10 protein-coding genes, 1 pseudogene and 1 other annotated feature are annotated in these 19,693 nt (G+C 65.1%); of the genes and pseudogenes, 5 read left to right on the top strand and 6 right to left on the bottom strand.

Features of this window, described 5'->3' with window-relative positions; translation table 11 throughout:
- The first annotated feature begins 210 nt into the window (after positions 1-210).
- From GA0070624_RS16010 to GA0070624_RS35750, 5 genes are all read left to right on the top strand, one after another.
- Positions 211-1,509, top strand: a complete 1,299-nt coding sequence (locus tag GA0070624_RS16010; RefSeq protein WP_141715039.1) for a hypothetical protein — start codon at positions 211-213, stop codon at positions 1,507-1,509.
- Positions 1,506-3,509 (top strand): phospholipase D-like domain-containing protein, encoded by a 2,004-nt coding sequence (locus GA0070624_RS16005; RefSeq protein ID WP_091341927.1) that lies wholly within the window; start codon positions 1,506-1,508, stop codon positions 3,507-3,509. Before GA0070624_RS16010 ends, GA0070624_RS16005 begins: the two co-directional genes overlap by 4 nt.
- Positions 3,497-6,307: a DEAD/DEAH box helicase gene (locus GA0070624_RS16000; protein WP_091341925.1), complete on the top strand. Its 2,811-nt coding sequence runs from the start codon at positions 3,497-3,499 to the stop codon at positions 6,305-6,307. The genes GA0070624_RS16005 and GA0070624_RS16000 overlap by 13 nt, the downstream gene beginning before the upstream one ends.
- Before the next feature lie 488 nt (positions 6,308-6,795).
- Complete coding sequence (locus GA0070624_RS35755) at positions 6,796-7,053, top strand: hypothetical protein (RefSeq protein ID WP_245718816.1); 258 nt, start codon at positions 6,796-6,798, stop codon at positions 7,051-7,053.
- Positions 7,031-7,285, top strand: a complete 255-nt coding sequence (locus tag GA0070624_RS35750) for a hypothetical protein (protein WP_245718815.1) — start codon at positions 7,031-7,033, stop codon at positions 7,283-7,285. The genes GA0070624_RS35755 and GA0070624_RS35750 overlap by 23 nt, the downstream gene beginning before the upstream one ends.
- Here the strand turns inward: GA0070624_RS35750 and GA0070624_RS36845 are convergent.
- The 6 genes and pseudogenes from GA0070624_RS36845 to brxC form a co-directional block, all read right to left on the bottom strand.
- Positions 7,267-7,731 (bottom strand): annotated as a pseudogene (locus GA0070624_RS36845) (IS3 family transposase); the annotation flags it as partial. The gene GA0070624_RS35750 and the pseudogene GA0070624_RS36845 overlap by 19 nt on opposite strands.
- Positions 7,669-7,770, bottom strand: a sequence feature (AL1L pseudoknot). Its footprint overlaps the pseudogene before it by 63 nt.
- A gap of 10 nt (positions 7,771-7,780) precedes the next feature.
- A complete protein-coding gene (locus GA0070624_RS15985) occupies positions 7,781-8,047 on the bottom strand; it encodes a transposase (RefSeq protein WP_091341922.1) in 267 nt (88 codons plus the stop codon).
- A gap of 78 nt (positions 8,048-8,125) precedes the next feature.
- Entirely contained in the window at positions 8,126-10,249 is a 2,124-nt protein-coding gene (brxL, locus tag GA0070624_RS15980; RefSeq protein ID WP_091341919.1) for a BREX system Lon protease-like protein BrxL, read from the bottom strand.
- Positions 10,250-10,265: 16 nt separating this feature from the next.
- On the bottom strand, positions 10,266-12,764 hold the full coding sequence (gene pglZ / locus GA0070624_RS15975; protein WP_091341917.1) for a BREX-1 system phosphatase PglZ type A: 2,499 nt from the start codon (positions 12,762-12,764) through the stop codon (positions 10,266-10,268).
- Complete coding sequence (gene pglX / locus GA0070624_RS15970; RefSeq protein ID WP_091341914.1) at positions 12,757-16,230, bottom strand: BREX-1 system adenine-specific DNA-methyltransferase PglX; 3,474 nt, start codon at positions 16,228-16,230, stop codon at positions 12,757-12,759. The genes pglZ and pglX overlap by 8 nt, the downstream gene beginning before the upstream one ends.
- On the bottom strand, positions 16,230-19,691 hold the full coding sequence (gene brxC, locus GA0070624_RS15965; protein WP_091348932.1) for a BREX system P-loop protein BrxC: 3,462 nt from the start codon (positions 19,689-19,691) through the stop codon (positions 16,230-16,232). Before brxC ends, pglX begins: the two co-directional genes overlap by 1 nt.
- Positions 19,692-19,693: the final 2 nt, after the last annotated feature.

Genomic DNA, 19,693 nt, shown 5'->3' with positions numbered 1-19,693 from the left:
AGTACCGGCATATCCGGCCCCGAGACGAGGCTCGATCCAAGGTCCCGTGCCCCCAGCAGCGACAAGCCACTGCCGCCGTTGGGGCCGTCCGACCAGCGACCCGGGCTGAGGCCTTGGGCGCGGTCATCCGCCGATTGTCGTAGCTCACAGATAGATTCGTGACGAGCCGCCCTGGCAGAACCGCCCGCATCCATATCCGTCCCCCTGGGGGTGATCCTCGCGATGCCATTGATGGGACTCACACTTCCGGCGGCGTCCGCCTACGACCCGCCAGCCTCCGGTGAGGGGAGTCTCGACCCGATGGGTCTGAGCGCGATCTCCGATCGGCTCGCCGAGGTGCTGGTGCCGGGGCTGCGGGCGCGGATGCGCTGGGTGCGGTTTACCACCGCGATGGCGGTCGGGGCGGTCGCGACCGAGTCCTTGGCCGATGAGCAGCCCCACGATGGCGTCTCGACACCGGCGATCTGCTTCGAGTGGCTGCTCATCGAGGCGTTCGTGCGCCGGATCGAGCGAGGCCTTCCTGCCGACGTCCCTGGCAGCCAGAAGACGCGCACCGCGATCAACCGGGGCGAGCGGCTGTCGCGACAGACCTACCTCAACAGTCCGCGGGTTTTCGGCTTCTACGGCGTCTACAAGCCGTTTGCGGTTGACGCGGGTGTGCTGACCCAGGATCTGGCGCCGGCCGAGCGGTGCGTCGAGCTGGTCCGGGCGTGGGAGCACGACCACGGCCTGACCGGCTTCGCCGACGAGGTCCCCGGCACCGAGGGCGGGGCGATCCGACGGCGGGTCCACGAGGAGGTGCGCGCGGCGCTGCAGAAGGGGAGCCTTACGGTCGCCACCGGCGCGCAGCTACTCGGGCGGCTGGCCGCCACGCTGCGCCCCGACAAGGCCGGACGGACCGAGGCAGCGGTGCTGCGCCGGCTTCTCACCGACCCGAGGCACGAGCACCGCGCGGAACTCGCCCTCCTGCTGGCGGACGACGACCGCATCGCCACCGAGCCGCAACTGCTCGCCGCCGCGCGGAAGCACGCATCTCAAGAGCTGGGCCGGATCATCGACGCGGTGGTCAGCTACGAGGAGCTGGCGGTCCTCGTCAATGCCGCCTTCCGCCTGCTCTGCAGCGTGTCGTACTCGCTTGGCGGCCAGCCGCTCACCGCCTCCCACGTCGCCGACGACGAGACGCTCGACTGGTGCGCCCGCGAGATCCCCGAGCGCTTCAAGCGCGCCGCCGACCGCGTGGCCGAGGTAACCCATGACATCGACCTGGAACAACGCCTCGGCGAGTTCGTCTACCCCCGCTCGCCGAAAGACCTTGCAGAGTTCGTACTTCACCATCACGAACAGGTCCAAGCGGGCAAGCCCGGCGGAAAGCGCAGTTGGTTCGAGCCGTTGCGCGATGGCTGGGTCGTCCGCCCGCCCTACGGCAGCCCTGAACGACCAGACCTCAACTACTTCGTTCACCCCGTACGCGTTCACACCCTGCGCAGCTTCATCGGTGCCACATCATGACCGTACGGCTGCTTGAGCACTGGTCGGCGCCGCAGCACGCCGGCCGACCCCTGGCATGCCTGGCCACCACCTTCACCTTTGACGCCGACTTCTTCGCGCAGGACTGCCTATCCCGCTTCCTGTCGCTCTCGACGGGCACCGGCGACGGCGATCGGATCTCCACCATCGCCTCGCTGCTCGAGGAGGAGGACCGACTTGCCGAGACGCAGGTGACCGTGCTCGCCGACCGCAGCACGCGCACCCAGAAGCGCAACCTGCGCTGGGATCTGCTCCCGGTCGCCGTACCAGGCGATGGTCTGTTGCATGCCAAGGCCGCACTTCTGCTCTGGGAGCGCCACTGCCGGGTACTGCTCGGCTCGGCCAACCTCACCGCCGCCGGCTACCGGCAGCAGGTCGAGTTCGGCCTCGCCTTGGACCTTGACAAGCACTGCCAGGTACCACGGACGGTCTTCATCGAATTGCACGACGAGCTGCGCAACCTCGTCGACCTCGCTCCCGGGCCGTCACAGCTCGGCCCCAAGGCGCGCGCACTGGCCACCCTGGCCCTGTTCCGGCAGCGCGTCGAGGCCGCCGACTTGCCCGCCTGGCCAGCTGCGGGTATCCACATCGCGCTTGCGTCCGCCCGGCCAGGAGTCAATCCGCTCGACCGTCACGAGGCGGTTTGGCGCGGGGGCAAGCCGCTGCGCGCGACCCTGCTTTCGCCGTTCTGGGACGACGGGACGCCCGCGCCCGGCATTGACGCAGTACGCCGCCTGCTCACCGGGCGGCCAGCGCAGGAGCGCCAGCTGACCATCCTCGCCGACATCAGCCCGTTCACCGGCAAGGTGCAGGGACCGCCATCCCTGATTGATCAGAACGCACCCGTGTCCGGCTATGCCAGGCCTGACAAGGAGCGGAGGACACTGCACGCCAAGCTCGTGCTCTTGGAAAGTGACACGTGGGTCGCGGCGATGGTCGGCTCGTCGAACATGACAAGGTACGGCCTGGGCCTACACCCAGGCGCGCACCGCGAGCTCAACATGTGGATCGGCTGCGAACTGAACTCGGCCGAAGGCAAGGCGCTGCGGGCCCTCGCCGCCAAGGGCGACCCGATCGTGTCCGACGCGCAGGAGTGGGAGACGCCGGCCGACGAGGACGAGGCGACCGGGCACCAGTTGCCGCACGGTTTTATCGACTGCCTCCTGCACCTGCAACCCGAGCCAGCCGCAACCCTCACCCTCGATCCGACGACGCTGCCCGCCAGCTGGCGGATCCTCGACCCGGCAGGTCACCCTCTCTACGACAGCGCGACCTGCTCGGCATCCGTCCAGCCTCAGGTACGGGTTCCGCTCGCGCCGGGCACGCCGCTGCCGGCCTACCTGCTGGTCCGTTGGCACATCGACGGGCAGGAGGTTGAGTCGACCTGGACCGCGAATATCGACGACCGCGGTGCTCTGCCACCGCCCAGCGAGCTACGGGAGATCCCCGTCCACGCCCTGCTCGCCGCGCTCGCCTCGACGCGACCGTTGCCCGTCGCCGTCGAGCAGGAGCTACGCAAACTCGAGCGGGCCGCAGAGGCTGGCGCGGACACCGGGCTGGATCCGCTGACGCGCTACAACAAGGCATACCTGATGCAACGCGTCCGGCAATCCTCGCTCGCGCTGACGCGGCTGCAGGAACGGCTCGCGCGGCCGGCAAGCAATCTCGATGCGGTGCGGTGGCGACTGCACGGGGCGCTCGGCCCGCTCACCCTTGCCGAGAGCCTGGTCCGTACGTCCGAGGAGCAGATGGTCAACGGTGAGAAGCATTTCATGCTCGCCGAGCTCGCTCTCACCATCGCGGCCGTGGACTGGTCGGCCGTCCGCAATGTCGACGAGCGAGGTGAAATCAGGCGGGAGGTGACGGCGGTGCTGGAGCAAATCCGGGAGCAGACGCAGCGCCTGCCCTCGTCGCAGGACCCCACCCTTGACCAGTATGTCCGCGATGCGATGGAGGAGGCCCTGGCGAAGTGTGGCCACTGACACCTGGGATCAATCTCGCTACGGCTGGTCGGGTATCCACCCAGGACGCCGCGCGGCAGCTGCGTACAGCCGACGCCATCCTGCGCTCCCTGGCCGATCAGCCCGGCGTGGTGCTCGCCGACGAGGTCGGTATGGGCAAGACCTACGTTGCCCTCGCAGTGGCGGTCTCCGTCCTGGAAGCAACCGGGCGGGCCAACCCCGTCGTCGTCCTGGTCCCAGCGGCGGTCGCCGAGAAGTGGCCCCGCGAGTGGCAGGTCTTCGCCGAGCACTGCCTCCCGCCCGGCCACGGGCTGCGCGGGTCGCGGCCGGTCAAGCGAGGCAGTGACCTGCTCAAGCTGCTCGACGACCCCCCTGAGGAGCGCCAGCACCTCATCTTCGCCACGCACACTGCGCTCACCAGCAGGCTCACCGACCCGCTGATCCGGCTCGCCCTGCTGCGCCAGGCGACCCGCTACGACCGCGATCGGGACAAGCACCGCCGGGTGCTGGCCAAGCATGCCCACGCACTGCTGCGGGAACGCCGGTTCCGGGGTGCGGCGGGCCAGGCCTTGGTGGCGACGCTGCTCGAGAAACAACCGGGCCGGTGGAAGCAGGTGTGGGACCGGGGTCAACCCGAGGATCCGCTCGACGACGACCCCGTGCCTGCGGCACTGCTCGACGCCGTATCCGGGCTCGACCTCGAGGACCTTCGGCAGGCGCTGGCCGCCGTTCCTGTCTACCGCACCGCCAACCTGGAAGAGCGCCTCAAGGTCGCTCGGGCACAGCTCGAGTGGGCACTTGGCGAGGTCTGGAAGGGGGCCCTGCAGCGCCTGGATGTCCGGCTGCCGCTGCTGATACTCGACGAGGCCCACCACGTCAAGAACAGGACCCAGCTCGGTGACCTCTTTGCCAACACTGTTGACGAGCGCGGCGCGCTGGGAAACATGTTCGACAGGATGCTGTTCCTCACCGCCACGCCGTTCCAGCTTAACCATGACGAGCTGATCCGGATCTTGCGTAGATTCCATGGCGTGCGCTGGTCGTCGCAGGCGGCGCGGGAGCGGTTCGACGACCAGGTTGAAGAAATCCAGAACGGGCTCAACCGAAGTCGTGCTGCTGCGCTGCGGCTGGAACGGGCCTGGTCGCGGCTCGAGGAGTCCGACGCCCCCCAGGTTGCCTCCGTCGGCACATTCGAAATTGAGGAAGGGCAATCTGAGCGGGTCCGTACGGCGATCACCGCCGCAGCCGCAGCGCACGACGAGCTCCGATCGGCCGAGAAGCTGCTGCGCCCATGGGTCATCCGACACACCAGGGCCAGCCGGACTCGGCGTCGCGACTACCACCCCGGCCGGGCGATCCTGGACGGACGTGACACGGGTTCCGGCCTGACCGTCGAAGGCGACGCAGTTCTGCCGTTTCTGCTCGCCGCCCGCGCCGAGGCGATCGCAAACCTCCACAACGCGGGCAAGGCCAGCCCGGTGCGGGGATACTACGCCTACGGGCTCGCCTCATCCTTCGAGGCCTACGCCGACACGAGAGCCCACCGGATCGCCGAGCTCGACGACCTCGAAACACCCGACGGCTACACGCCGGACACGTCCGCCACCGCCGCGGAGGACCAACTCCGGTGGTACGTCGAGCGCATCAAGACCGCCCTGCCGCACGACACCGTCGACGGCTGGGCGGCGCATCCGAAGGTCGCCGCGACTGTCAGCCGCGTGGTCGACCTATGGCGGCGCGGCGAGAAGGTCCTGGTCTTCTGCTTCTACCGCGAGACCGGCCGTGCCCTGCGCAATCACATCTCGCGCGCCATCCGTCGGGAGATCATCGACCGGGCCGCGCAGGCCCTCGGGGGGCCCGCCGGCGACGACGTGCTAGCTGAGGTCGACGCGATCGCCGAGCGTCTGCTACGCAGCGATGTCAGCGGGTACGACGCCTTCCGGGAACGAGTCGCCAGCTACCTCAATGGACTCGATGACGAGACGGCACAACGGGCGCAGGACATCGCGGTCCGCTTCATGCGTACGCCCTCGTTCCTGACCCGTTATGTTGACCTCTCCCCCAACCTGACCATCGAGGGGCTACTCGCTGGCCTGGACCGCGGCGCGGCTGGCGCCACCTTCGCAGACCAGATCAGTGCCTTCGCCGCCGCCCTTGCCCAACAGGTCGACAAGGAGCGCGACGACGTGCTCCACGCGCTCGCCAGCATCCAGACCGGCGGCATCCGCGTCACCAGCGAACACTTCGACACCTCCGAGCACTCCCACGACCGCGAGGTGCTTCTACCCAACGTCCGCCTAGTCAACGGGGAGGCGAAGCCGGCCACCCGCGAAACGCTCATGCAGACGTTCAACACCCCATTCTTCCCCGAGGTACTCATCGCCAGCAGTGTCATGGCCGAGGGCGTCGACCTCCACCACGCCTGCCGCCATGTCATCCACCACGACCTGGACTGGAACCCCAGCACACTGGAGCAGCGCACCGGCCGCGTCGACCGCATCGGCTCCCGAGCCGCCCGGGTCGGCCAGCCTGTCGTCGTCTACGAGCCGTACGTCGGCGGCACCCACGACGAGAAGATGTTCCGGGTCGTCAAGGACCGCGAACGCTGGTTCGGCATCGTCATGGGCGAGTCCCCCGACAGCTCCGAGTGGGCCACCGAACGTCAAGCCGCCCGTATCCCGCTCCCCCCAGCGCTCGCCAGGGCCCTCACCATGGACCTGGCCACCCCGGGGGTCCATGACCATCGCCGCCCCCTGGAGCCGGAGCGCCCCTGCCGGAGGCGCCGTAACCCGAGCCCACGCGGCGCGCCAGCGCGCTAACGCAGGCGAGACCCTGTGCCTGCCGAGAAATTCGTCCGGGCTGCTCAGAGGCTGTTCGGGCCTGGGAACCGGTCTTGCCTTTCCGACGCGGGTCCTCCTTGCCCATCTCCGTTGATGGCTGCGCGATGATGCCGTGTCATGCTGCGGCGACTTCCGTACCTGGGCCTCACGAACGTCGCCGCACTACTGCGGCTGTTGCCGGGCAGCGACCGGGACAAGGACGCGGAGATCCTCGCGTTACGCCACCAGCTCGCGGTGCTGCAGCGCCAGCTCGACGAGCGACGCGTCCGGTTCGAACCAGCCGATCGGGCGTTGCTGGCCGCGCTGCTACACCGCCTCCCGAGGCCCACGTTGCACCGTCTGCGGCTGCTGGTACGTCCCGACACAATTCTGCGGTGGCATCGCGACCTGCCGCACGTCGCCACGCGGCGGCGTCGCGGCCCCGCCGGCGAGGCCGGCCGCGCACCGTACGCTCGATCCGCGCGCTGGTGCTGCGCGTGGTGCGGGAGAACCCGTCGTGGGGGTATCGGCGGGTGCACGGCGAACTGCTCACCCTGGGAGTGAAAGTCGCCGCGTCCACGGTCTGGGAGATCCTGCGCGAGGCGGGCATCGATCCCGGCCCGGACCGGGCCGCCACCGCCTGGACGCAGTTCCTGCGCGCCGCAGGCCGAAGCGCTGCTGGCAGCAGACTTCATCGAGAGGATGACGCTCACCGGCACGAGGATGTACATCCTCGCGGCCATTGAGCACGCCAACCGCCGCATCCGGATCCTCGGCGCGACCGCGCACCCGACCGCCGCCTGGGTGACCCAGGCCGCCCGGAACCTGTTCATGGACCTGCAGGACGTCACGTCGAACGTTCGATACCTCATCCGCGACCGGGATGGGAAGTACCCGGCGCTGTCCGCGCGCAGGTGGGTGGTGAGGGCCCAGCCGACCAGGCGCCGGGAGTACACGTCGATGACCAGGGCCAGGTAGGCGAAGCCGACCCAAGTTCGGATATAGGTCATGTCGCATACCCACAGCTGGTTCGGCTTCGCGGCGGTGAACTGCCTCTTGACCAGGTCCGCGGGCCGAGTAGCTGCGGTATCGGTGACGGTGGTGCGTTTGGGCTTGCCCCGGCGCACACCGGCCAACCCGAGCTGACGCATCAGCCGACCCACCTGGTCGCGTCCGATCTGCACACCATCACGGCGCAGCACGGCGTGCATCTTCCGCACCCCGTAGACCCCGTAGTTCGTCTCGTGCGTCTGCCGGATCCGCTCACCCAACACGGCGTCGGCCATGCTGCGGGGCGATGGCGGCCGGGTCTTGGCCGCGTAGTAGCCAGACACGGACAGAAACCCGGCATCAGTACCCCGCAGGACACCGATGATCGGCTCGACCCCGAAACGATCCTTGTGCTCGTCGACGAAGCGGATCATCTCGGCCCGGGGCGGTCGAGCTCCGCGGCGAAAAACGCGCTCGCCGCCTTCAGGATCTCGTTCGCCCGACGCAGCTCGGCGTTTTCCCGCCGCAACCGCTTGAGTTCTGCGGACTCATCCGGCGTGGTCCCGGCCGTTGGCCGGCGTCGACCTCGGCCTGCCGGATCCACTTGCGCAGCATCTCACTGCTGACCCCGAGCTTGTGCGCCACCGACGTGATCGCCGCCCACTCGGTGTCGTGCTCCGGCCCGGCCTCCGTCACCAGGCGCATCGCCCGGACGCGGAAATCAGCTGAGTACTTGCTCGATCGTGCCATGACTCCATCTCCTCACGGAATGGAGCCTCCACGAAACCCAGGGCGTTTCACACCGCACCACAGGTACCTTCAGCTCGGTCACTCGCTCTCGCGGATGAAGGTTATCCCGAATGCCTTGACCTGGCGGAACTCTTGGAGCTTGGTCGCGAGGTCAAATGCGTCACCAGTGACGTATTGGAAGATGTCGAGGCCGCGGCCGAGGAGGATTCTCCAGCCGGTGTCCGTGACGATCGAGCGATCGTGGATTGTGTTGTCGAACGCGACGTCAAAGTTTACGCCCCCGACCGCCGCACCCTGCTTGATCCTGAGGAGGAACTCAAGCTGCTTGCGCAGCTTGTCCGCGCCCCCCTCGATGTTCTCCGCCGTGATCAGCTTGACGTGGACTTCGTCCGCTGCGTCCTTCGTCCTGGCGATCCCCTCGATGAGTTCCATGAGGTTGCGGGCCTGATGGAACTGACGAATGTAGGGGTCGATGATCGTGATCTGCCCCGCACCGCGCAGGTAAGGGATGACGAGCGTGTCGAATGAGACGCCACGCTGGTTTTCCTGGAAATCCCGGTGCCCCTCGAACAGCGGCGGCTCGGCGACCGGCGCGGGCTCGCGCTGTGCTTCTGCCTCCGCGATCGGCGCCGGGCCACCTGGCCTCGGTTCGCCTCCATCGTCAGCGGTCTCGGCACCCTCGCGGCGCTCGCGGTAGTAGTAGGCCGGGTACTCGTCCTCTTCGAGGGTCGAGACCGAGTGCCAGACTCCACCGGTGTCCAGATAACCGAACTTGACGTCGACCATCGTCGAGTCAATGCGCAGGATCTGGTCCTTGACGCGCTTGCGGCCCTCGATCGCGAACCGGAGGATCTCCTCGATCTCCTCAGGCGTGGCCTCCCCGTTTGGGTAGAGGATCTTCATCAGCCCGGAGAAGGTCTTGTGGATGCCGTCACGGTCACGGGTTGAGATGTCCGACGAGAGCGTGAAGTGCTGTTGGTAACGGTCCGAGTAGTCCGCCGAGCGCATCGACTTGAGCACCTCGGCGATGTAGTCCACGACGAACCCGTAGCCGCTGGAGAACATCTCCCCGCGGATGGTATCGACCTCCCAGCCCGGAATGTAGTGGTGCAGCCGGTCGAGGTAGGCCGAGTCGTGGTAGCTGTCGGGCAGCTCGTCGAACAGGTCGGAGTGCTTGAGCATGTACGGCACGGTGTGCGAGGTGTTGCCGACGAACACCATCGACGCCTCCGCGCCGAGGGTCTCAACGCCGCGCGAGAACGACTTGTTCGCCATGTAGTTCTTCATGATGTCGACGAGCGCCCTGTCCGCCCGCTTCTTCTTGCCTGCGAACTCGTCGAAGGCGACGACATCCCAATAGCCGACCAGGCCGATGCGCCCGTTGGCGTTGTTGACGAACAGCTTCGGGACCGTGACCTCTCCGCCGGAGATGAGCATGCCGTGGGGCGAGAACTCCGAAAAGAGGTGCGACTTGCCGGTGCCCTTGGGACCGAGTTCCACGAGGTTGTAGTTGCGCTCGACGAATGGGATGAGCCGCACAAGCTGGATGAGCTTGGCTCGCCGACCGAACAACTCGGGGTTGAACCCGATGGACTGCACTAGCAGGTCGATCCACTCGTCGGTAGTGAACTCCCGTCGGGCAACCAGGTAGCCCTGGAAGTCGAATCTCGACAACTGGATGGGTTTGATTGAGCCGAGAATCCACGGCACGGCTCGCGCATCGTCGCTGTGGAAGTACTCGATGTCGCAGATGCACCAGACGCCGCCGACGAGCAGCTTCGGATGGGCCTTGATCGTCGCGGGTTCGACAAGCACGCCCTTGATGCCGAGGTTGGCGAACTCCGCCTCGTACACGTCGGCCTTTTCGTTGAGCGTGGCGGTCACCTTGTCGATGATGCGGTGCCGCCCTCGTTCGCGGATCGTAGATTTCACCAGCTCGGACTGGTTCCGGTGCACATAGTGATCGGCCAAGATCTTGCGCACCGTGTCGATACCCGCCTGGATGGTGGCCTCGTTGTCGGAGGCCGCGTACTGCCCGAGCAGGTACTCGAGGACGTACGACGGCACGATGGCGTTGCCCTTGACGGCCTTGACTAGGTCCTTGCGGACGACCACGCCGGGGAACAGAAGATTAATCTTGAAGTCGAGGTCGCTCTGCTGTGGTGCGCCGGCGTCGGGCGCCTCGTTCTCGGTCTCGCTCATCCGAGCCTCCTTCCCCTCAGAAGTCGAAGTCCGATGCGAACGAACGCTTCAGCATGTAGATCGCCTTCGCGTAAACGCGCCACTGGTTGGTGTTGGGGATGCGCTCCTCCAGGCGGAACTCGACGGCACGATTGTTGTAGTCGTTGGCGTCCTGGCTGAGGAGCATCTGTGCGCTCTGGTACCGGTCTCGCTTGTCGGCTGAGATCTGGTCGAAGGTTAGGTGGGCAAGATTCGAGATCAGGGCCTCGCCGACGTAGAGCCCGGCCCGGAGCGTGCGTGGCTGGACCTTATCGGTGACTGGCTCAGACTGGAACAGTCGAACGACGACCTGCCCTGTCGTGATCTTGTCGGACTCGGGCCACACCTCGACGTTGACCAGTCTGGTGTCGCTCTTGCGCTTCTTGTTCACGGCCAGCACGGGAACGACGATCTCCTGGAGCGTCGCCCCACCGTGGACGAACCTTGATCCCCCGCCGGCAAGGCGGAGTCGATGGATCGACTTGGGGATCTGCACCTCAAGGTCGCTCTGGAGCCCGAGATGAGCGGCATCGAAGGTCGCGAGGCCGTTGTCGACCTTGAGGCCGCGCCCCAGCACGTACCGTCGATTGACGACTTTGATGTCGTCGCCCTGCGGCCGGGTCGACAGAAAAAATGTCTCGCCCAGGGCCTCGTCCTGGAACAGGAAGCCGTGGTCAGCCGTGATGAAGATGTTTGTAGCGTTGGCGCTGGCCAGCTTCTTCACGAGGTCGACGAGGTCACGGAGCGTGTCCTCTACGGCCTCGAACACCTGCCGTTCGGTGCCAGGCTTGTCGCCGGTGGCGTCGATTCGGTTGTGGTAGACGTACAGGACTCGGTTGGCCTTGTAAAGCTCACGCCGCTCGTCGGCGTTCAGGGCCTTGAAGTCCTCGGCCTGGATAGCTGCGCCGCCGACGCTTTCGAGGACCTTTCCACGGAAGGCGGTGCCGTTCGTCGGCTGGCCGTCCGCGAGCACCGTCTTGGCATCGGCGGAGTGCTTGAGCGCCGAGTGCGGCAGAAGCGCCGCCATCCCGAGCTGTGTGTAGCTCGGCAGCACCCCGAGGACGGCGTCAAGCGTGGCGTCGAAGCGGTCTTCCTTCCGAATGCGTGAGCGGAGTTCGTCGGCCACCTCATAACGGAGCGCGTCAGAGATGATGACGACGCCCTTCTTGTCGCCGTCGCGCACAAGCGGCTCCACGTAGCCGGCGTAGAAGCCCGTCTGCGAGCGAAGTGCGGTCGAGCGCCACCTGTCGACCTGATCCACCTGCTGCTGCCAGGCATTGCCCAGCTCGTAGACGAACTTGTTGGTGTAGCGCTTCTCGACCTGCTCCCGCAGTGCTTCGAGCGGCTTCGGGTACTCGGCCGTACGTGCCGCGTAGACGAACTGCCGGTAGAGCTGGTCGATGCGGAACCACTTCCGACGGTAGTTCTCCAGCCCGTCGTCGAACGATTGCATCCCAAGATCCAGCGAGGCAATCTCGCCCAGCAGTTCGGAGGCGTTGGCGACCGCCGTGTAGAGCCGCCGGTAACCGTCGATCCACACGCTGCTCTGCCGCGCCCGTACGACCTCGGCGACCTCGTGCGGGGTGATCATCTGCGCGGCCACTGCATGCGACAGGTCGCTGATTATCTTCTGGTCGATCTCCTCGAACAGATCCACGGCCACCAGCTCACGGAAGCTAACATCCTCGATCATCGAGGTGTAATCGAGGTCACGTGCCGCGCGCTTGGCGAGCGTGGCGAGCGCCTCCTGGCTGCGCCGGTCGTTGCGCAGGCTTGCAAAGTCGAGCTGGATGTTTTGCAGGCCACCCGGTCGGTCAGACTTGAAGCCCTCAATGGCCTTGCGGAAGATCCACAGCACCAGATCGTCGATGCTCGGCGAGCCCGACTCGTAGCCGTAGATACCAGCGACGCCGCGCCAGTAAAAGTCGTCGAGGCCGTAATCGACGAGCGCGTCGTACTTCGTGTGGAGCCCTCGAGCGTTCTCCGTGAGCAGCGTGCGGGTGATCTCCAGCAGGCTGTGGGAGTCCTTGAGATTAAGCAGCACCGCGGTCATCTTGGCGCGCAGGTCGGTGGAATCGTCCTCGGGACTCAGCCGAGCCTTGAGGCTCTGGACGCGTTTGGTCGCGTTGAAGAACTTTTCGTGAGTCTGAACGACCTCGTCGATGCCCGTGCCAGTGAGGCCGAGATCCTGCGCAACGAGGGTAGTGTGATCGGCTGTGAAGACTCCGTAGGCAAGCTCGAGGTCAAGCAGCCAGTTCCCGATGCCCGTCGGCACCTGACCGGAGCGGTACACGAGGAACTTGCTCGTCGGCTCGTCGTGCAGGAGTCGGTTCTTGATACCGAACTCGTCGTTGGCAACGCGGATCGTATGGACACCCAGCAGCTCGAGATCCTCCAGGTCGGCGGCGTACTGGCCGTCCGGGTCGCGCCAGAAGACGACCCGGCGGGTCTCGAACCACCGCTCCAGGTGCGGGCGGACCGTGGCAGCGTCACTCATCGCTTGCCGCAAGGCCGGGGATCTTCTTCAACGCGGCGCCGAACTTCGGGTAGTTCACCTTCACGCCGTCGTCCAGGTCGATCGAGAGCTGCCGAGACGCCAGCGGGTACAGAACATCGTGCTCGTACTCCCCGAGCTCCAGCAGCACCTTGCGGAGCCGGTCAGCCTCCTTCTGGGCAGCCGCCTGCTGACGCGGCGTCCCGCCACCAGCGGCGAGACGCTCCTGCCGCTGCAGGCTGGAGGTCAACTTGGCCGTGAACTCGCGCAGGTACTCGTTGAGCACCGTCGAGACCGTGGAGGGCGTATAGCGGTGCATGTAAATGAGCGCGCTGAACGAGCCCTTGGGGCTGCAGAAGAGCCAGTAGATCGGGCGTTTCTTGTACCGCTGGACGTGGTCCTTGTAGAAGGACTTCACGAAGTAGTCACGGATGTCCTTGACGCCGAGAGACTCAGTGACAAAGTGCAGGTTCTCCTCGAAGTGCTGCTCACCGAAGGCCACACGGAGAAACGCGCGGAAGCGCGCAACGATGTCGTCCTCGAACCAGTCGCCGTCCACGATCGGGATGACGTTGTCTGCGTCCGGCATGAACGTGGGGTTCGCAACCCTGCTGAGGAAGTCCTGCAGGGTCGCACCCTGGTCGGCGAGCATGAAGCCTGGCTCATCCAGGCTGTAGCGGCCGAACAGGCAGCCAACGGCATAGGAAACCAGATCTTCCACCAAAAGTCGACGAACGAAAAACGCGTCGTCTCGGTTGAGCACCTTCCCGACGCGGTACTCAATATTGTTCACCAACGCCCTAGGTGAGGCGTACGAGGGGCGATATTCCAGTATGCCGTACTCCGCCGATACCAGCTCGTCGATTCGCGCCTCGCGCGCGATCACCTCCTCGCTTCCCTGAAATATCCTCTCAACCTCGTCATCAACGGCGTTCCGAAGTAGCGACACCCCCGTAGACGTCAACGGACTACCCGCGTAGCCCATTGATATCTCCAGCTTATCCCAGTCGCCTTTCGACCACGCCACATTCGCGCCTACCAGCTCAGCCAATTCCTTGTCATGCAGGAGTCGATCAGACACCGGGACATTCTTGACGTCCTTCAACTGGATATGAGAGGTGGGATTCAGAAAACCTAGGGCTTTCCACGAGAACCCGGAGTTCAGGACACCGAGGACATTGAGGTAACGCGTCCCGTCGGAGAGGAACACCACAGGCCCGGACATGTCGAAGGTTCCACCCTCGGGAAGCCACCGGAATCCCGACCCGCTTGTAGAAATATCCGTCCATGTGATGCCGGGCAGGTACCAGAACCGCTCGTCCACGATACGACAACTAGCGTTCCTTCGATATTCCTCCCGCGCCGACCGGGACCAGTCGACTACGTACTCCACGTTTCCGTACCAACGTCTGAAGGGACCGCCCTTGGCGTATGGGATCCACCTCGCGTCCTCGCCCAGCGCCGACCGCGAAACTTCCCACGATCGACGAAGATACCGATCATTGTTCGCGGTCTTGTTCTGCCCTTCCGTTATGACGAGTCGACCGAGGAGCGGCGTCGCGAAAGACTCCCTCAGTGGGACGTCGATCCAGTAAGCAACCGGCTTTCCTGGCAGTGATGCGAAGTCGTCCGTTGCCACTCGGAATCGGTACGTACAGTCTGGGTCCGTGAGCGCAGAAAGATACCCCGCGCGTTTTGCGGACGCCGCCACGAAATCCACCAGCCGGATGTAATCTCCAACAGCATTCGGAACATGAACGTTTGAGATGACGAACGCGGTCGTCGACACGACCTCCCCCGACAATCCCTCGAACGCACTTGGCCCCAAATGTGCCAGGAGGCGAACCGTCTTGCGCGAGAGTATTGATTCGCGCAGTGGCTCGAAAGTCGACAAGAACATCCAACTTTGCATGGTTATCATGGCGACGCACCCCTGCGGAGAACAAAGCTGCATGCCGCGTTCCATGAACATCGCAAAAAAGTCGAATCGACTGGTCGGCCAGTGCACCTTGGACCAGTCCGCAAGGTCTCCAGTCATGTTCTTGGATCCCATGTATGGCGGGTTCGTCACCACGACCGCATATTCTGGAGACAGTGCCTCAGCCTGACGGAGGACTTGCTTCGCTCGCCTGACGACATCCGACGCGAGCAGGTCGGCCTCAACACCGACCACCTCAACGTGAGCGCGGAGGGTGCCGATCAAACTCGCATCGGGCCTGATCAACGAGCCATACAAGTCTGCTCGCGCGAACTGATTCCAGAATGCGATCTCTTCATGCCGGTCGACCGAGGGTGACAGGAGCAGGTCGAGCTCCTGCGGCGTGAAGTGGATCGGCTCAAGCGCGCACACGTTCGGCTCGACTTGCTTGTTGAAAAACGTCCGTTGCCTGGCGCGAGCCTTCATGCTCAGGGCGAAGGCCGCGAGTGCCCCGGCGCGCGGGTCGATCTCGACGCCGTACAGGTTGTTGGTGAGGATGAGTCCGGGGATCTCGGCCGGCGCATAGCCCTCTTCCTCGTAGATCGCATACAGGAGGTCGAAGGCGTAGGTGAGCATGTGGCCCGAGCCGCAGGCGGGGTCAATGACCTTGAGTTCTTCGGGGCTGCTGATCTTGAGGAAGTCGGTCTCCTCGTCGACCGGGGCGATGTAGTACTCCATCCGTTCGGCGAGGCGAGAGGACGGCCGATTGAGCATCCAGAGGCGGCCGAGCGAGTTCTCGACGAGGTAGCGGACAATCCAGTGCGGCGTGAAGAGCTGGGTCGCTGCAGGAATCTCGGCAGCACCGGCCTTCTTGTTCTTCTTGAAGCCGGCGAACACCTCGTCCTTCCGCTCTGAGATGTAGAACTGGTAGAGCCAGCCGATGACCTCGACATCTCGGCAGACATCAGTGGTCAGGACCTTGACACCGCGGTTGAGCACCGAGTCGTCTGCCAGCAAGTTCGCGGGTATCAGCAGCTCGGTGAAATCGCCCTCCCGTTCGAACATGAACGGCATGGCACGGTTCCAGTAGCGGCAGTAGTCCGCGAGCAGCAGGGCGTAGGCCTCGCCCTGCGGGTCTTCACTGCGACGGGTGCCGTTGAGGAGACCCGTGACCGTCTCGCGGGTCTTGGTGCCGATGACCGTGACGTCGATGTTGCCGCGCTTAGCCTCGGCGAGGATCTCGGGCTGGCCGCTCTCGATGCCGGACTGCGGGGAGACGACACCGATGCCGGTATACCCGTTGGCGTCCATGAACCTCAGAGCAATAATGCGGTTGAACCAGGTGTAGGCGACCCGGTCTGCGACTGCTGTCTTGCCGCTTTCTCCGCCGCCCGCTGCGTCGACCGCCTTTTCCAAGGCTTCAACAGCCCTCCGCTGCTCCACCCGCTCAGGCGAGGCGGGAGCCAGCACCACGGCTACGCGAGCGGCGACCTCGCGGATGAGCCCCGTGCGCGCCCACGTGGCGAACGACTTCAACGGTGCGGTTTCCATCAGAGTGAGATTCGCTTTCCGTCGTTCAGGGTTTGGATGAGCACATTGCGGAGGGCGGCGAGGTACCGGTCGACGTCCTCCTCCGTCTCAAGAACCGCGCCGACACCAGTAGCCGAGATGGTCTTGACGGACACGGTTTGCTTCGGCGGCGGCGCGTCGTCGCCCCCGCCCTGCTGCGAGACGGCCAGCTGGTCGAGCAGACCCGGGTAGACGGTCTCCTCGAAGCTCGCCCCCAGCTCACGGATCAGGGCGATCTGCTTCTCGCCGCGGACGCGAGAAATCGCCTGGTCGACTCTCCGGATCACGCTCTTCTGGGCGTCCGTAGTCGCCTTTGCGTAGAAGGCGCTCGCTTCGAGCTCGACCTTGCGCCCCTCGATCGCCTGGACCACGTCGGCCCGGTTCGATGCCACCACCTCGTCGATCTGGGCGCGCAGCTGGTCGGTTGCCTGCTTGAGCTGCGCCATCCGGTTGCCACGGAAGGCGTTGGAGTCGACCAGTGCGCCCCGGACGGTGGCGTCGCTGTCAGGTAGCAGGTAGCCGAGGTTGCTGCTGTGGGTGGCCAGCAGGTCGGCGGCCTCGTCGTAGATGACCCGCTGTCCGCCGCTCAGGAACGCCTGGATCGGGTCGATGACGCTCTCCTTGGCGTCAAGCAGGTCATCGCCAAGATTGAAGTCGGTCAAATACCAATCGTCGGGCTTGCCGACCACGTGGTCAAGCAGCTCGATCGGGGCGGAGAGCTGACTCACGAACGGGTATTTGGAGCCCGCGGCGGTGGCCTTGAGCTCGTCGCGCTTGCCCGTCAGCTTGTCGGCACCGTGCCGCGCGAGCTCCAGCGGGTCCGTGGGGGCGTTGGGCTCGTCGAAGAAATCGGTGCAGAACTTGCGGAAGGCGGCGACCTTGCGCTCGTCGAACGTCTTCTGCGGGGCCACCACGGCGTGCGCGTGCTTCTGGGTGTTACGCAGGGCGGTCGCGACCTCGGAGCGCTTGAGAAGGTTGCCGTCGACCGTGAGCGTGACCTTGGACGTGCCGATCAGGAAGGCGATCAGGACCTCGATCGAGGCGAGGTCCCACCCGTAGGGTTTGGCTTGGAAGGTGTCGACGATGGCCTTGACCGTGACCTGCTCCCCGAGTCCCCCCTTGCGAATGACGAAGGACAGCACTTCCTCGGCAGGAAGCTTGGTCAAGGTGCCGGCTTCGAACAGACCGTTGTCAGGGTTCGCGGCCGAGGCGACCTGCTGCTCGCTGAAGGTAACACCGCCGAGCAGCTTCAGCTGGGTGTAGGTGCGGCTGATGAGGTTGTGGAAGCCATCGGCCACCCGGGTCAGTGCGTCCTGGGAGCTTGAGGTGATGTCCGCGGCGTTGATGACCAGGGTGGCCTTGCCGACCGAGCTGCGGACGCGCTCGATAAGCTCCTTCTCCCGCTCGATGTTCTGCGCGCCCTTGGACCGCAGGATCTGGTCCTCGATCGCGGAGATCGAGGTGCCCTGCTTGCGCTTGATGTACTTCTCGGTCTTGATCAGCAGCCGCAGGTCCGACAGCACCCGGGCGTCCGGGTCGAGGATGACGCGCAGCTCATCCTTCCCCGCGCTGTGCATGCGGATCTCTTCCGGGGAGTGCGGGTACTCCGGCGAGATGAAGTGGACCGCCAGCTCCCGCTGGGCACCATGAGCCTGGTCGTCGAGCTTGAACCCGAATGGGAAGTCCTGCCCGTTCTTGGCATAGCGGATCTTGTTGCTCTTGATGACATCGCCGGACAGGATCTTGAACAGTCGGGCGCTGACCTCGGAGGCGTCGATGTCGACGTTCTTGATCTCTTCCTCGATGACCTGCTCGTCGTTGGTCAGGTACTCGTACGCGTTGGCGTTGCGCCGGATGTAGGTCTGCGACTCCAGCAGGGTCAGCGCTTCCTTCACCTGGTCGGACAGGGCGGGGAGGTCGAGGCCGAAGCGGTCGTACACCAACACCGTGAGGTTGCGCGGCGTCGCCTGAAAGCTCTCGACGTACTTGACGAGGAAGAGCGCCTTCAAGAGCCGGACCGCCAGCTGATTGTCGAGGTTGCGCTCGGCAACGTCGATCGAACGCTGGGCGGCGGACTTCAGCGACGCGCGGATGCCGGCGAACATGCTGTCGAAGGTCGCGAGCTGGCCGACGTCGACGTTGCCGATGTCCTTGGCGACCTGCTGGACGACGCCGAGCATGGACCGCTCACCGACCGAGCTGTTGCGTCCCTCGAAGACGTTGTGTTCTGAGATGCCCTCGATCGCGGCCTGGAACAGCGGGAACTGGTAGCTGACGAATGGGTAGGTCCCGACGAAGTGCGCCTCGTCGGTGTAGTTGCGGTAGGTCTTGGCCCCATCGACGAAGTCAAAGAGCGTCTTGAAGTTGGCGTGCTGGTCTGCATAGATCTTGCTCAGCGTAGCCACACCCGCGTTGTTCTTCTCCAGCAGGCGCTTGCGGATGACTTCCTCAACGTCGGCGCTGGTGAGCTTCAAACGGGTCTTGAACCGGGCTTGGATCTTGGAGAAGTCGTTGCCCTGCTGCCTGGTGCGGTCGCCGATGACCTTCTCCATGTCCTCCTGAGAGGTCACGAACACCCACGAGCGGCCGGCGCACTTGGTGTTGAGCGACTCCGCAATGGTCTGCAGGTTGAGCATCAGCTTGGTGTCCGAGCCGATGAACTGGCCGACCTCGTCGACGAAGAAGTTGAGGCGGAAGTTCGGGGCGCCCTGCTTGTCGAGCCAGGCCTTGACCTCGTCGGCGAAGTCCTCGATCGAGACCGAGTATGAGGCGCTGTACTGCTTGATGATGCCGTCGGCAGTCGCACCGTTTACCTCGGCGAAGGCCCGGTCGATGCTCGGGCCTTCCAACGCGCTCTGCTCGCGTCCCTGCGTCCAGGGGATGCCGGCGATCCGCTCGAACGTCTCCTTAAACGCCTCGTACTGTCCGCGGTTGTCCAGGTCGCGCTCGAAGCGGGCGACGTGTCCCTGGTTGCCGTAGTAGCCGCGGCTCTCGTCGAAGACCTTGACGAAGACCTTGAGCAGGGCGTCGGTCTGGTCCTTGCTGATCAGGGTGGCCTTCTGGTCGATATTGAACAGAAGGCTCTTGGCCGGGATGCGGTCGGCCTTGTCGAGCAAGCCGGGCAGGAAGGCATCGGGCGTCTTGGCCCGGAAGCTGTCGGAAGCGTTCTGGCGCCGATAGCTCTGGCCTTCGACGTCCCCTAGCAGGTGGGCGAGCATCTTGAGCATGTGCGACTTACCGGAGCCGAAGAAGCCGGAGATCCACACGCCGTTGGCATTGGTATAGGAGGTGTACTCCTCGAGCAGATCCTCCAGGCCCGTAGCCGCCTCGTTGGTCAAGACGTACTCGTCGACCTCGGTGCTCAGGTGTGCGACGTCATCGGCCTTGATGACGCCTTCGATCGGGCGCTGGATATTCTTGGCGAAGATCTCATTGAGCTGCATCG

Source organism: Micromonospora rhizosphaerae (assembly GCF_900091465.1).
In the GTDB taxonomy this organism is placed as follows: Bacteria; Actinomycetota; Actinomycetes; order Mycobacteriales; family Micromonosporaceae; genus Micromonospora; species Micromonospora rhizosphaerae.
Note: the sequence above shows the minus strand (reverse complement) of the source record. Positions and strands in the feature narration are given on the sequence as shown.

Bases quoted from the DNA above. Each gene is read 5' to 3' on its own strand.
- GA0070624_RS16005 (WP_091341927.1), top strand. From the start codon at position 1,506: ATGACCGTACGGCTGCTTGAGCACTGGTCGGCGCCGCAGCACGCCGGC.
- GA0070624_RS35750 (WP_245718815.1), top strand. From the start codon at position 7,031: ATGTACATCCTCGCGGCCATTGAGCACGCCAACCGCCGCATCCGGATC.
- GA0070624_RS15985 (WP_091341922.1), bottom strand. From the start codon at position 8,047: ATGGCACGATCGAGCAAGTACTCAGCTGATTTCCGCGTCCGGGCGATG.
- brxL (WP_091341919.1), bottom strand. From the start codon at position 10,249: ATGAGCGAGACCGAGAACGAGGCGCCCGACGCCGGCGCACCACAGCAG.
- pglZ (WP_091341917.1), bottom strand. From the start codon at position 12,764: ATGAGTGACGCTGCCACGGTCCGCCCGCACCTGGAGCGGTGGTTCGAG.
- pglX (WP_091341914.1), bottom strand. From the start codon at position 16,230: ATGGAAACCGCACCGTTGAAGTCGTTCGCCACGTGGGCGCGCACGGGG.
- brxC (WP_091348932.1), bottom strand. From the start codon at position 19,691: ATGCAGCTCAATGAGATCTTCGCCAAGAATATCCAGCGCCCGATCGAA.